This is a genomic window from Rhizobiales bacterium NRL2, from assembly GCA_001664005.1.
Lineage (GTDB): Bacteria > Pseudomonadota > Alphaproteobacteria > Minwuiales > Minwuiaceae > Minwuia.
On record CP016093.1, the window covers coordinates 3,688,125 to 3,701,345 of the forward strand.

The following is a 13,221-nucleotide window of genomic DNA, read 5'->3' on the forward strand; positions in this document are numbered from 1 at the left end:
TAGCCGAAGACCCAGAGGTCGCCCCGGGGCAGGTCGAATGCGCTCACGCCGCCTTCAGCCGCTCCCGTCCGTGGGGCGCGTCGAAGTCGATTTCCGGACCGATGGAAACGACGCGCGCCGGGTTCACCCAGGGATGGCTGTAGTAGTAGTGCCAGCGGATGTGCTCCATGTTCACCGTCTCGGCGACGCCGGGCCACTGGTAGAGCTCACGCGTCAGGCCGAACAGGTTGGGGAACTCGATCAGCCGGTTTCGGTTGCACTTGAAGTGGCCGTGATAGACGTGGTCGAAGCGGATCATGGTCGGGAACAGCCGCCAGTCGGCCTCGGTGACGCGGTCGCCGGCGAGATAGCGCTGCTTCGAGAGCCGGTCCTCCAGCCAGTCCATGGTGTCGAACAGCTCGGTGACCGCCTCCTCATAGGCGTCCTGGGTCCGCGCGAAGCCGGAGCGGTAGACGCCGTTGTTGACGGTCTCGTAGACGCGTTCGTTGACGAGATCGATCTCGTTGCGGAGATCCTCGGGATAGTAGTCGTCGGTGTTGCCGGTGAGATCGTCGAACGCCGAATTCAGCATCCGGATGATCTCCGCGCTCTCGTTGGAAACGATGCGGCCCGTCTTCCTGTCCCAGAGCACCGGCACGCTGACCCGGCCGGTGTAGGCCGGGTCGTTGGCGGTGTAGACCTGATGCAGATAGGTGAAGCCGTTGACCGGGTCGCCCGTCGCGCCCTCGAAGTCCTTCGTCAGTTCCCAGCCGTTCTCCAGCATCAGCGGATGGACCACGGAAAAGGAAATGTGATCGGCCAGCCCCTTCAGCTTGCGGAAGATCAGCGTGCGGTGGGCCCAGGGACAGGCATAGGAGACATAGAGGTGATAGCGCCCGGATTCGGGCGGGAATTCGCCGCCCTTCCCGATCCAGTTGCGCAGCTGGGCGTCCTTGCGGACGAACTCGCCTTTCTTGCCCGGCTCGCGGGGCTTGTCGCGCCAGACGCCGTTTTCCAGCAGGCCCATCGCAGATCTCCCATGTCGTTTCTCGTTTCCGTTCATCTGGGACGGTAACGCTTGGCGGCCAGAGGCGCGCGTGGAAGAATTCGGTTTCCGGATGGAAACGGAACGGAGCCCATGCACGACCTGACGGCCATGGCGGTGTTCGCCGCGATCGCGGAGGCGATGAGCTTCAGCCAGGCGGCGGAGCGGCTCAACCTCTCGAAGTCGGCGGTCTCCAAGCAGCTCGCGCGGCTGGAGGAGCGGCTGGGCGCCAGGCTGGTCAACCGCACGACGCGCCAGATCAGCCTGACGGAGGTCGGCGAGATCTACTACGGCTTCTGCGCCCGCATCCTGAAGGACGCGGAGGCCGCCGACATGGCCGTGGCCCAGCTGCAGGCCGCGCCGCGCGGGCGGCTGCGCGTCAACGCGCCGATGAGCTTCGGCACCATGCACCTCGCGCCAGCGGTGGCGAGCTTCATGGCCGAATACCCGGACATCCATGTCGAGCTGGAGTTGACGGACAGCTTCATCGACCTGATCGACAGCGGTTTCGATCTGGCCATCCGTATCACGCAGATGGCGGATTCCAGCCTGATCGCGCGCCGGCTGGCGCCCTCGCGCAACCGGGTGATGGCGAGCCCCGCCTATCTGGAGAAGTTCGGCCGGCCGGAACATCCGGGGGACCTGAAGCGTCACCGCTGTCTGATCTACGCCAATTCGTCGGAGACGAGCTTCTGGACCTTCCGCCAGGGCGGCGACAGCCAGCAGGTCGCCGTCGACGGGCCGCTCCGCTCCAACAATGGCGAGATCCTGCGCGACGCGGCCATCGCCGGGGCCGGGCTGTCGATCCAGCCGCTGTTCATCGCCTGGCAGGCGGTGCGCCGGGGCGAACTCGTGCCCGTGCTGGAGGACTGGACGATCCGCGAGCTCTCGATCCAGGCGGTCTATCCCCACCGCCGCCACCTCTCGCCAAAGGTCCGCGCCTTCATCGACCACCTGGCCGGCTGCTTCGGCGACCCGCCCTACTGGGAAGGATAGGAGTTCGGTGTCGTGCCCGCCCCCCGAACGGGGTCATGCCCGCCTGGTGCGGGCATCCGGCTACCCAACGACTCGCGGCGAAGCCGCGCCGGACCCCCGCACAAGGCGGGGGTGACATTGAGAACCCGGGCCCCTACGCCGCCGGACGCGCCGCGCAGGCGAAGTAGTTCACGTCCAGGTCCTTCGCGTCGAGCGACCAGCCGGCCAGCGGCGAGTAGACCAGGCCCGTCAGGTCAGTGACCTCCAGCCCGGCATCCCGGCACCAGCGGGCGAGTTCGGACGGCTTCACGAACTTGTCGTGGCTGTGCGTGCCGCGCGGCACCCAGCCCAGCACGTACTCCGCGCCGACGATGGCGAGCGCGAAGGACTTCGCGGTGCGGTTCAGCGTGGAGAAGACCACGAGCCCGCCGGGTTTCACGAGGCTCGCGAGCGACTGCACGAACAGCGGCGGATCCGCGACATGCTCGATGATTTCCAGCGCGAGGACGGCGTCGAAGCGTTCGCCCTTTTCGGCCAGGACCTCGGCCGTGCCGTGGCGGTAGTCGATCTTCAGCCCCGCTTCCGCGGCGTGCAGGCGCGCCGCCTCGATGTTCTTCGCCGCCGCGTCGACGCCGGTGACTTCGGCGCCGAGGCGCGCCAGCGGCTCCGAGACCAGACCGCCGCCGCAACCGATGTCGAGCACGGAAAGCCCCGTCAGCGACGCGGCGCCGGCGCCGCGCCCGGAATGCCGCGCCAACCGGTCGGCCAGATAGCGCATGCGCGCGGGCGTCAGGCGATGCAGCGGCTTCATGGGTCCGTCCGGATCCCACCAGTCCTCCGCCATCGCGGCGAAACGCTCGATCTCGTCCGGGTCGACCGTGGTCGAGGTCATGGCTGCTTTTCCTACCGGCTGGTAACACGGAAGCGCCCTTGCGGGCCGTCCCGTGCAAAGTTAAGAGGTGCCCGCGCCCGGCCGCAAGGGCGCCGGTTTCAGCATCATCCATCCACGTCGAGCGGCTTGGGATAATATGGCGCGCATCGTCATGAAATTCGGCGGCACGTCCGTCGGCGACATCGATCGGATCAAGGCGGCCGCCCTGCGCGTCAAGCGGGAAGTCGAGGCCGGCAACGAGGTCGCGGTCGTGGTCTCGGCCATGTCGGGGGAAACCAACCGGCTGGTCGATCTGGCGCGGGCCGCCTCGCCCATGCACGACGCCCGCGAATACGACGTCGTCGTCGCTTCCGGCGAGCAGGTCACCATCGGCCTGATGGCGATGGCGCTGCAGGCGGTCGGCGTCCATGCACGCTCCTGGCTGGGCTGGCAGGTGCCCGTGCACACCACCGACGTGCACAGCTCGGCCCGCATCACCGGCATCGACACCGACGAGATCGTCCGCCGCTTCGGCGAGGGCCAGGTCGCGGTGGTCGCCGGCTTTCAGGGCGTGGCGCCGAACGGCCGGATCACCACGCTGGGCCGCGGCGGTTCCGACACCTCCGCCGTGGCGCTCGCGGCGGCGCTGAAGGCCGACCGCTGCGACATCTACACCGACGTCGACGGCGTCTATACCACCGACCCGCGCATCGTGCCCGCGGCGCGCAAGCTGGCCCGCATCACCTACGAGGAGATGCTGGAGCTGGCCTCGCTGGGCGCCAAGGTGCTGCAGACCCGTTCGGTGGAATTGGCCATGAATCACGGCGTCCGCATACATGTGCGGTCGAGTTTCAGCGACGAGCCCGGCACACTGGTCGTCGACGAGGAGGAAATCGTGGAACAGCAGATGGTCAACGGCGTGACCTACGCCCCCAACGAGGCCAAGATCACGCTCCGCAAGGTCGCCGACCGCCCGGGCGTTTCCGCCGGCATCTTCGGGCCGCTGGCCGACGCCAACATCAATGTCGACATGATCGTCCAGAACGTCTCGGAGGACGGCGCCACGACCGACCTGACCTTCACCGTGCCGCGCGACAGCCTGGACCGGGCGCTGAAGGTGCTGGACGGCGTCAGGGACGAGGTCCAGTGGAGCGAGCTGACCTCCGACCCCAATGTGGTCAAGGTCTCCATCGTCGGCGTCGGCATGCGCAGCCATGTGGGCGTCGCCAAGACCATGTTCCGCGCGCTGGCCGAGAAGGGCATCAACATCCAGGTCATCACCACGTCGGAGATCAAGGTCAGCGTGCTGATCGGCGCGGACTACACGGAACTGGCGGTCAGGGCGCTGCACAGCGCGTTCGAACTCGACGCGGCCTGACAGGGGGCCGGAAGGGAGGACGACATCGGCACAGGGGCGATATCGCCGTGAGCGGCGGACAGGCCATGACCGGGCCGCGCTTCCTGATGCGCCGCTTCCGCGAGATCATGCGGAGCGGCATGACGCCGGAGGAACGCCTGGAGCAGGTCGTCCGCCTGATCGCCGGCGCCATGGTCGCCGAAGTCTGCTCGGTCTACCTGATGCAGCCCGGCGGCGTGCTGGAGCTCTACGCGACCGAGGGCCTGAAGCGTGAGGCCATCCACCAGACCCGCCTGAACGTGGGCGCCGGCATCGTCGGCCATATCGCCGCGCTCTCGAAGCCGCTCCGGCTGCGCGACGCGCGCTCCCACACCCAGTACGAGTACCGGCCCGAGACGGGCGAGGAAGCGTTCCGCTCCATGCTGGGCGTGCCGATCCTCTACGCCAACAAGGTGGTCGGCGTTCTGGTGGTGCAGAACGTCAAGGAACGCAACTACACCGACGAGGAGGAAGAGGCGCTGGAGACGGTGGCCATGGGCTTCGCCGAGATGGTCGGCGTCGGCGCCCTGGTCTCCCCCAACGTGCTGGCGGAATCGGTCACCGCGACCAAGCGCGCGGCGCGGCTGACCGGCCGGCCCCTCTCGGACGGCTTCGCCATGGGCACGGCGGTGCTGCACGCGCCCCGGATCGAGATCACCCGGACCATCGCCGACGACATCGGCCAGGAGCTGGAGGACCTCAACGCCGCCATCGTCGACATCCAGTCCCAGATCGACGAGATGCTGTCCCAGCCGGTGCTGGCCGCCGGCGAATCGCGGGAGGTCATGGAAGCCTTCCGCATGTTCGCGCACGATCCGGGCTGGCAGCGCCGGATGCGGGAAGCCGTGGAAGCCGGCCTGACCGCCCAGGCTGCCGTCAAGCGCATCCACGACCAGACCCGGGCCCGCTTCCGCCAGGTGCCGGACCCCTATATCCGGGCGCGGATGGCCGACATGGACGACCTGGCCAACCGCCTGATCAACCGGCTTCAGGGCGGCCTGAACACCCTGAACGAGGAACTGCCCGACGACATCGTTCTGGTTGCCCGCGACATGGGGCCCGCGGAGATCCTGGATTTCGGCGAGGACAAGCTGAAGGCCGTGGTGCTGGAGGAGGGCTCGTCGGGCTCTCACATGGCCATCGTGGCGCGCGCCATGAACATCCCCGTCATCGGCAATGTCCGCGGCGCCACCGAGCAGATCGACACCGGCGACCCCATCATCGTCGACGGCGAGCACGCCCAGGTCTTCATCCGCCCCGACCAGAACGTCATCGACGCCTTCGACGAGATCGAAAGCGTGCGCGCGCAGGAGAAGGCGCGCTGGGCGGCGCTGAAGGACGTGCCCGCGGTCTCCAGGGACGGCGTCGCCATCGAGCTGCTGGCCAATGCCGGGCTGCTGCTGGACATGCGCCATCTCGATCAGACCGGCGCCGCAGGCGTCGGGCTGTTCCGCACCGAGCTGCACTTCATGGTGCGCGGGCGCCTGCCCCGGGTGCGCGAGCAGACCGAGTACTACCGCGCGGTGCGCGAGCTCTGCAACGGTCGCCGGCTGGTGTTCCGGACCCTGGACGTCGGCGGCGACAAGCTGCTCCCCTACATGAAGCGGGAAAAGGAGGAGAACCCGGCCATGGGCTGGCGGGCGATCCGCATCTCGCTGGACCATCCGGGCCTGTTCCGCATGCAGATCCGCGCCCTGCTGCACGCCAGCGCCGGCGAGGAACTGGACATCATGTTCCCGATGGTCGCCGACATCGCCGAGTTCAAGGCCGCGCGCGAGGTGCTGCAGCGTGAACTGGACTGGGCCCGCAGGCGCGGCCATCCGCTGCCTGTCCATATCCGCGTGGGCGTGATGCTGGAGGTGCCGGCGCTGGTCTGGCGGCTGCCGGCGCTGCTGCCGCTGGTGGACTTCATCTCCGTCGGGTCCAACGACCTGATGCAGTTCATGTATGCGGTCGACCGGGGCAGCGCGCGCGTCGCCGACCGCTATGACCCGCTGAGTTCGGCCTTCCTGTCGGTGCTGCGGCGCATCGCGCGCCAGTGCGAGCAGGCCGAGGTGCCCTTCTCGATCTGCGGCGAGATGGCCGGCCGGCCCGTGGAGGCGCTGGCGCTGCTGGCGCTCGGCTTCCGCCAGCTCTCCATGCGCGCCAACGCCATCGGCCCGATCAAGGAGCTGGTGCTCGCCACCGATATCGCGGCGCTGCGCAAGGAGATGAACGGCTGGCTGGGCCGCGACGACCGCACGCTCCGGCCGATGCTGCAGGACTACGCCGCCCGCCACCAGATCGAGGTGTAGGAGAGGCCGGCCCCGGTGGGGCGCGGAGTCAGTGGCTGCCCTTGCCCAGCACCTGGCGGACGGTCCACCAGAGTATCTTCAGGTCCAGCCAGAGGCTTTGCTCCCGCACATAGCGCAGGTCCAGGGCTGTGCGTTCTCCCGGCCCCGCCTCGTTGCGGACCAGGGCCTGGGCAAGACCGGTGATGCCGGGCCTGACCCGGTGGCGCTCGCGCCATTCCTCGGGCGCATAGAGTTCCTCCTGCGCCGGCACGTCGGGGCGCGGGCCGACCAGGCTCATCGAGCCCCCGAGCACGTTCAGGAGCTGCGGCAGCTCGTCGATGCTGGTGCGACGGATGAAGCGCCCGATCCGGGTGATGCGGGGGTCGCCCTGCGCGGTGGAGTAACCGCCGATGCGGTCGGCGTCGGCGACCATGGAGCGGAACTTCAGCATCCGGAACGGCCGGCCGCCGCGGCCGATGCGGACCTGGCGGTAGAGCGCGCCGCCGGGGCTGGTCGACGCCACGGCCAGCGCGACCGCCAGCAGCAGCGGCGACAGCGCCAGCAGGGCGGCGAGCGAGACGGCGATGTCGAAGGCGCGCTTCACGGGACGAGTACAGCTCCATTTCCGCCAGCCGAGCGCAGCGCTGCCTCAATGAGTCCCATGGTACGGCGCGCCGAAGCCCGGTCGGTGGCCTCGGCCCCACCATCGAGAACCGCGCGATGAAGATCGCGAATCGGATCGTCTCGGTCGGCGACCAACGCGACGACAGGCTCGTCGTTTCGCCTGACGAATCCGGCTACAAGGTCGACCTCGAAAGTCTCGTCGGCAGTGTTCACGATCATTCGTCGGCGGCCCGCTCGGTCAAGATAGTTCAGTTCCACGGTCGCCGCGCCGCAACGCTCGAAACGGCAGAGCAACGCGAAATGGTCGTCGGTGTCGATCTCCAGACGGCTGCTCCTTCCGCCTAACGCGGCGACGCTGGTCCAGCCGCCGAACAGCCAGTCGAGAAGGTCGAGTTCGTGACTCAGATCGTTCAGCGCCCCGCCGCCAGCATTTCTGCGCGCCGACTCCGTTTCCCGGTAGTCCCGACCGGGCCGCCATGTGGGCAGATACTGACCGACATAGGCCTGCACCGTGATCGCGGTCGCACCGGCCAGCTCCGTCTTCAGCCATCGCAGCGCCGGGTGGAAGCGGAGTTGATATGCGATGCGGATATCCAGTTCAGGCAGATTCTCCAGCGACTGGCCCGGCGACGACAGCGGCTTTTCGACCAACACCGGCCCCGTGTGTCCGGCCTCGGCCAACGCCTGGAGATCTTCCAGGTGCCGCGCTGTCTCACCAGCAATGACAGCGTAGTCCGCCGACCCGTCCGCCAGCGCCGCAGCCACCGAGCGATGGGCGTCGGACGCATGGCGACTGACCTGGGTCACATCGAAGCCCAACCTGGCAAGGATTGCGGAGTGCCGCTGTCCGATGGAGCCTGCACCCACAACCAGAGCCCGGCCACCGATTTGCTGTTTCTGATCGGTCATTTCCCCGCTAGTCATAATGCGAATTCCGGTGGGGGCGAAGATGATCCGTGAAATGATGTCCCTTGAAGGCCGCGTTGCGCTTGTTTCCGGCGGCGCCGGCCATATCGGGCAGGCAATCGCCACGGGCTTGACGGAACTGGGCGCAGCCGTGGCGCTGCTCGACCGAGCCGACGAAGTCAACGAGATCGCCGCAGGTCTGGACAGGGCGAGCGGCCACGTCGTCGATCTTTCCGACGAAAGGGCCACGCGCCGCGCACTGGTCGATGCCGCCGAGAGGCACGGCCGAATGGACATCCTGATCAACAACGCCGCCTTCGTCGGCACTTCCGATTTGACCGGTTGGGCCGAGCCGTTCGAAGGTCAGTCCACCGAGACCTGGCGCAAGGCCATCGAAGTCAACCTGACCGCCGCATTCGCCCTCTGCCAGGAGGCGACGCCGCATCTGCGGGCTTCAGGTTCCGGCGCGATCCTGAATGTCGCATCCATCTATGGCGCGCTGGGGCCGGACTGGTCGTTCTACGAAGGAACGCAGATGGCCAACCCCGCGGCCTACGCTGCGTCGAAGGGCGGCCTGATCCAGTTGACCCGCTGGCTCGCGACCACCCTGGCGCCGGAAATCCGTGTCAACGCCATCTGCCCCGGCGGGGTCGGCCGCGGCCAGCCGGAGAGTTTCGTGAAGCGCTATGAAGCCCGCACACCGCTCGGCCGCATGGCGAACGAGAACGATATCGCAGGCGCGGTGGTGTTCCTCGTCTCGGATACGGCTCGATATATCACCGGCCAGGTGCTGATGGTCGATGGCGGCTTCTCGGCCTGGTAAGGCTGCGCGAGATTGCGGCGGGACCGTGTTTCGGGTAATCCCATCACAACGTATAATCAAGGAGACGCGTGCATGAGCAGCGATGTGCTTAAAGGCAACTTCGAACCTAGGAAACGGGTCGTCTCGCCAGAGCGGGAAGAGACCTTGGAAGACCGCTTCGAGATGGAGGCGAAGAAGCGCCTTGGCGGTTCCATCGCCTATGTCTCGAAAAAGAAAGTCACCTGGGACGCGGACAAGAAGTAGGGCCGCCGGATGCCAGGGGAGCGTCAGGGACGCCTGCTCAAACAGCTTCAGAACGAGATGGCGTCGATGACGTCAGCCCGGACTATGGACATGTGTCTCGCGAATGTGGAGGTCAACGAACCGCACTACCGCAATGGCCGGTCATTGAAGGAGCTTCGGGATCTCGGGCTCGGCGAGGGCGACAGCGCCGTGGTGATCGCCGCCGGTCCGTCACTGCGCCGGCGCGACCCGGTGCCGACCCTGGTCGAGACGGGCTATCGCGGCGCCACGGTGATAACCGAAAGCGCGCTGTCGCATTGTCTGCGGCAGGGGCTGGTGCCCACCTGCGCAGTGTCGGTCGATCCCCATCCGCTGCGTATCGTGCGATGGTTCGGGGACCCGGATCTGGATGATGGCCGGATGGCAGCGGACGACTATTTTCGGCGCCAGGAGCAGGACCCGAGCTTTGCTGACGAGAAGCGCAAGAACGATGAACTGCTCGCCCTGATGGAGGAGTTCGGGCCCCGCATCCACATCGCGCTGGGCACGACTTCGTCACCCGACGTGGTGAAGCGGGTGCACGAGATCGGCATGCAGGTCTTCTGGTTCAATCCGATGCTGGACGACCCGGACGAGCCAGGCAGCGTGACGGCGGAGTTGCAGCGTCGCAACGGTCTGCCCTGCATGAACGCCGGCGGAAATGTAGGCGGCGCTTGCTGGATGCTGGCCCATGCGGTGCTCGGCAAGGCCCGGGTGGCGGTCACCGGCATGGATTTCGGCTACTACGCCGATACGCCGCTCATCAACACACAGTACTACTACGAGGCGCTGAATCTCGCCGGAGAAGCGCATGTCGAGGACCTCTACGTCGACATCTACAACCCTCATCTCGACGAATGGTACTTTACCGACCCGGCCTATTACTGGTACCGCTCCGCCTTCATCGAGATGACCGATGATGCCGACTGCGAAACTTGGAACTGCAGTGGCGGTGGAACGCTGTTCAGCGACCGGATCAATTGGGCGCCGCTGGAGAAATTTCTGGCGGAGGCCGGCTGACAGCGACGCCCCCATCCGAAAGGCGGTCGAACATGGCCAAGATACTTTTCATCAATCCCGTCGTCCGGGAGGAGGACGTGCCGCGCCACGTGCCCTACGGCATCGCGCTGCTGGCGGCGATCGTCATGGAGAAGGGCCACCAGGTCCAGGTCTATGACGAGAACGCCTGGCGGCTGGGCACCGAAACACTGGGTGATGTCTGCCGCGCCGACGATTGGGACATCATCGCCTATGGTGGGATCACGACGACATACAACTCGATCAAACGCCTGACGAAGATCGCTCGGCGGGAAGCGCCGTCGGCCGTGCAGGTAATGGGCGGAGGCATCCTCACCTCGATTCCGCGCGAGATCATGACGTGGCTGCCTGAAGTGGATGTCGGCTGCGTCGGCGAGGGCTTCGTGACCTTTCCCGAGATCTGCGACATGGTCGACCGGGGCGGCCGCGAGTTCTGGAACATCCAGGGCACCATCTCGCGCGTGCCGGGCCAGGGCCTGAAGCTGTCCCAGATGCGCCAGCTCATCGACGACCTGGACAACCTCCCCTTCCCCGCTTGGGATCTGTTCCCGCTGGAGGAGGTCTATTTCAAGAACAGCCAGGCGCTGTTTTCCGAGGAAGGCATGCTGGCCTCGCGACGGCTGGACATCAACGCCAGCTATGGCTGCTCGCTGATCTGCCGTTTCTGCTATCACCTCGGCATCGCCGGCGACATGCGCTACGAGGTGAACGATGCCGGCGAGACCCAGGTCGCCTTCGACAAGCCGGGCACCTACACCCGCAGCATCCGCTACCACTCGCCCGACTACGTGGCCGAGCTGGTGAAGCACGCCTACGACAAGTACAAGATCAATTTCGTCGGGTTCCTGGACGAGAACCTGATGACCATGGACAAGTACTCCGGCCGCACCTGGATGAAGGATATCTGCGACCGCTGGCATGACTATGGCTTCGCGCCGCGCAACCAGCGCGACGACGGCACCTGGGACGGCATTCACTGGTCCGGAACCAGCCACGCCACGCTCTGCACCAAGGACGTCTTGCAGACCATGCGCGCCGCCGGCTGCTCGCACCTGGTCTATGGCTACGAATCCTTCGCGCCGCACGTGCTGAAGACCATCGGCAAGGGCGCCACGCGGGAGTCCAACATCCGCAGCTTCTTCTGGACCCTGGATGCCGGCATCCGGCCGATCCCCAACCAGATCATCGGCTTCCCGAACGAGGACTTCGATTCCATCCGCATGTCGATGGACGCCTGGGACGAGCTGGGAATCGTGGTCAAGCCGCACTTCGCAACGCCCTATCCGGGCTCGGAGTGGTTCACCACCTACCGCAAGCGGATCGAGGGCCAGTACGATGGCAATCTGGAGCAATTCATCATCGATCTGGGCGATGCTTCGTCGATATCGGCGGTGATCAGCCACAACTTCAATGCCATCGAGCTGCTGGGTCTGCGCGAGGCGATGCTGGCCCGCGACAAGCGGCGTATCGACGAATACGAGAAGATCTGGCGGCGCAATCACGACATCGCGGAGGGCGAGCCCTCGACCCTGCTGGGTGAGCGCATGACCGCCGCCTTCCTGCGCGACGAAGAGAAGGTGAAGTCTGCGATCGAGAATTCCTCGGCGCAGGACGCCGTGGTCTGAGCGCGGGCGCATGATCGGCGAACACCGCGTTCTGGCGGTCCTCTGCGGTCGGGGCGGGTCCAAGGGCCTGCCCCGGAAGAATGTACTCGACCTCGGTGGCAAGCCGGTAATCGCCTGGTCTGTCGAGGCGGCGCACGCTTCCCGGCTGCTCGACCGCTGTGTTGTTTCCACCGACGACGAGGAGATCGCCGATGCGGCGCGGAACGCCGGCGGCGACGTGCCGTTTCTCCGCCCCGCCGAGTTGGCGACGGATACGGCGCCGGTGACCGAGGCGATGATTCACGCCGTCGAAAACCTGCCCGAAAGATACGACATCGTGGTGCTGCTGCACGCGACCTCTCCCTTCCGGACCGGCGGCGACATCGACGATTGCATTTCCATGCTGGTTGAGACCGGCGCGGAAACATGCGTCACCTTTTCGGAGATGATAAAGCCCCCTAGCTACATAGTGCAGATTGACGAGCGCAGCCGCATGCGACCGCTGGAGGTCTCCGGACTGCTCCGTCGGCGCCAGGAGACGGTGAAGCATTATCTGCCCAACGCTGCCGTCTACGCAGTCTGGACCGACTTCCTGCTTCGAGAGCGCAAGGTCTATTCCAAGGATACGGCGGCACTTGTCACGCCGCACGAGCGCGCCATCGACATCGACGGACCACTCGATCTCGAGATCGCCCGCGGCCTGCTCACTCGCCCCGGCTTCCCGCCAGCAAATGATGCGTAATGCACAGAACAACATAAGAGGCGGCGTGACACGGCAGGGGCGCACGATCTGGATCACCGGGCTTTCGGGCGCAGGCAAGTCAACGCTGGCCCGCGCGCTGGTCGACCGGTTACGCCGCGCGGGACAACCGGTGCTGCTGCTCGACGGCGATGAACTGCGCGCAGTGCTCGGTCCGGACGCGACGGCGGCGCCGAGCCACACGCGTGATTCACGACTGGCGCTGGCGTTGCGCTATGCGCGCCTCTGTCAGCTGATCACAAGCCAGGGAAACGACGTGGTGATCGCGACGATCTCCCTCTTCGGAGAGGTGCACGCCTGGAACCGGGCGAACCTGAGCGACTATTTCGAAGTCTTTCTCGACGTGCCTCTGGACGAATTGCGGCGGCGCGATCCGAAGGGCATCTATAGCCGTTTCGACAGCGGCGAGATCAGCAGCGTCTCCGGACTAGACGTGGCGGTCGACTACCCGGACGCGCCCGACATGCACCTGCCCTGGGATCCAGAACGGTCCGTCGAAGCGACGCTTGAAGCGGTTCTGGAACGGCTGGGCCGGCGCTGAGGCAGGCGGACGCCGGGCTGCCTAACGCAGCCGGGCGATCCAGATGTTCGTCCGGTACGGCACCTGGATAGAACCACTGGGCGATCATGCTGTTGACTTAGACGAGCCTAAGAAACTGTTGCTCG

11 protein-coding genes and 1 pseudogene are annotated in these 13,221 nt (G+C 66.4%); 8 read left to right on the forward strand and 4 right to left on the reverse strand.

Going from position 1 to position 13,221, the window contains the following annotated elements; translation table 11 throughout:
- Positions 1-43 precede the first annotated feature (43 nt).
- Entirely contained in the window at positions 44-1,006 is a 963-nt protein-coding gene (locus TEF_17210) for a glutathione-dependent reductase (GenBank protein ANK82336.1), read from the reverse strand.
- A 111-nt stretch (positions 1,007-1,117) separates the two neighbouring features.
- Between TEF_17210 and TEF_17215 the strand changes: the two genes are divergently transcribed.
- Complete coding sequence (locus tag TEF_17215; protein ANK82337.1) at positions 1,118-2,020, forward strand: LysR family transcriptional regulator; 903 nt, start codon at positions 1,118-1,120, stop codon at positions 2,018-2,020.
- Between the two features lie 133 nt (positions 2,021-2,153).
- Here the strand turns inward: TEF_17215 and TEF_17220 are convergent, their stop codons facing one another.
- Positions 2,154-2,891 carry a bifunctional 3-demethylubiquinol 3-O-methyltransferase/2-polyprenyl-6-hydroxyphenol methylase gene (locus TEF_17220; GenBank protein ID ANK82338.1) on the reverse strand — a complete coding sequence of 246 codons (738 nt, stop codon included), beginning with the start codon at positions 2,889-2,891 and terminating at the stop codon, positions 2,154-2,156.
- Positions 2,892-3,027: 136 nt separating this feature from the next.
- On the opposite strand from TEF_17220, the gene TEF_17225 reads away from it, so the two are divergent.
- Positions 3,028-4,248 carry an aspartate kinase gene (locus TEF_17225; protein ANK82339.1) on the forward strand — a complete coding sequence of 407 codons (1,221 nt, stop codon included), beginning with the start codon at positions 3,028-3,030 and terminating at the stop codon, positions 4,246-4,248.
- 47 nt (positions 4,249-4,295) lie between these two features.
- Entirely contained in the window at positions 4,296-6,560 is a 2,265-nt protein-coding gene (locus tag TEF_17230) for a phosphoenolpyruvate--protein phosphotransferase (protein ID ANK82340.1), read from the forward strand.
- Between the two features lie 28 nt (positions 6,561-6,588).
- Here TEF_17230 and TEF_17235 read toward each other — a convergent pair whose 3' ends face one another.
- Entirely contained in the window at positions 6,589-7,143 is a 555-nt protein-coding gene (locus TEF_17235; GenBank protein ID ANK82341.1) for a sugar transferase, read from the reverse strand.
- A complete protein-coding gene (locus tag TEF_17240; GenBank protein ID ANK83570.1) occupies positions 7,140-8,072 on the reverse strand; it encodes a hypothetical protein in 933 nt (310 codons plus the stop codon). Before TEF_17240 ends, TEF_17235 begins: the two co-directional genes overlap by 4 nt.
- Before the next feature lie 55 nt (positions 8,073-8,127).
- Between TEF_17240 and TEF_17245 the strand changes: the two genes are divergently transcribed.
- The 5 genes and pseudogenes from TEF_17245 (at position 8,128) to TEF_17265 (ending at position 13,096) form a co-directional block, all read left to right on the forward strand.
- Positions 8,128-8,892, forward strand: a complete 765-nt coding sequence (locus TEF_17245) for a short-chain dehydrogenase (protein ID ANK83571.1) — start codon at positions 8,128-8,130, stop codon at positions 8,890-8,892.
- A gap of 252 nt (positions 8,893-9,144) precedes the next feature.
- Complete coding sequence (locus tag TEF_17250) at positions 9,145-10,173, forward strand: hypothetical protein (protein ANK82342.1); 1,029 nt, start codon at positions 9,145-9,147, stop codon at positions 10,171-10,173.
- 32 nt (positions 10,174-10,205) lie between these two features.
- A pseudogene (locus TEF_17255) lies at positions 10,206-11,723 on the forward strand (B12-binding domain-containing radical SAM protein).
- Positions 11,724-11,826: 103 nt separating this feature from the next.
- On the forward strand, positions 11,827-12,537 hold the full coding sequence (locus TEF_17260; GenBank protein ANK82343.1) for a hypothetical protein: 711 nt from the start codon (positions 11,827-11,829) through the stop codon (positions 12,535-12,537).
- Positions 12,530-13,096: an adenylyl-sulfate kinase gene (locus TEF_17265; GenBank protein ID ANK82344.1), complete on the forward strand. Its 567-nt coding sequence runs from the start codon at positions 12,530-12,532 to the stop codon at positions 13,094-13,096. The genes TEF_17260 and TEF_17265 overlap by 8 nt, the downstream gene beginning before the upstream one ends.
- Positions 13,097-13,221 lie beyond the last annotated feature (125 nt).

Excerpts from the sequence above, each read along its gene's own strand:
- TEF_17265 (ANK82344.1), top strand. The coding sequence starts at position 12,530 with ATGCGTAATGCACAGAACAACATAAGAGGCGGCGTGACACGGCAGGGG.
- TEF_17210 (ANK82336.1), bottom strand. The coding sequence starts at position 1,006 with ATGGGCCTGCTGGAAAACGGCGTCTGGCGCGACAAGCCCCGCGAGCCG.
- TEF_17215 (ANK82337.1), top strand. The coding sequence starts at position 1,118 with ATGCACGACCTGACGGCCATGGCGGTGTTCGCCGCGATCGCGGAGGCG.
- TEF_17250 (ANK82342.1), top strand. The coding sequence starts at position 9,145 with ATGCCAGGGGAGCGTCAGGGACGCCTGCTCAAACAGCTTCAGAACGAG.
- TEF_17240 (ANK83570.1), bottom strand. The coding sequence starts at position 8,072 with ATGACCGATCAGAAACAGCAAATCGGTGGCCGGGCTCTGGTTGTGGGT.
- TEF_17225 (ANK82339.1), top strand. The coding sequence starts at position 3,028 with ATGGCGCGCATCGTCATGAAATTCGGCGGCACGTCCGTCGGCGACATC.
- TEF_17260 (ANK82343.1), top strand. The coding sequence starts at position 11,827 with ATGATCGGCGAACACCGCGTTCTGGCGGTCCTCTGCGGTCGGGGCGGG.
- TEF_17220 (ANK82338.1), bottom strand. The coding sequence starts at position 2,891 with ATGACCTCGACCACGGTCGACCCGGACGAGATCGAGCGTTTCGCCGCG.
- TEF_17245 (ANK83571.1), top strand. The coding sequence starts at position 8,128 with ATGTCCCTTGAAGGCCGCGTTGCGCTTGTTTCCGGCGGCGCCGGCCAT.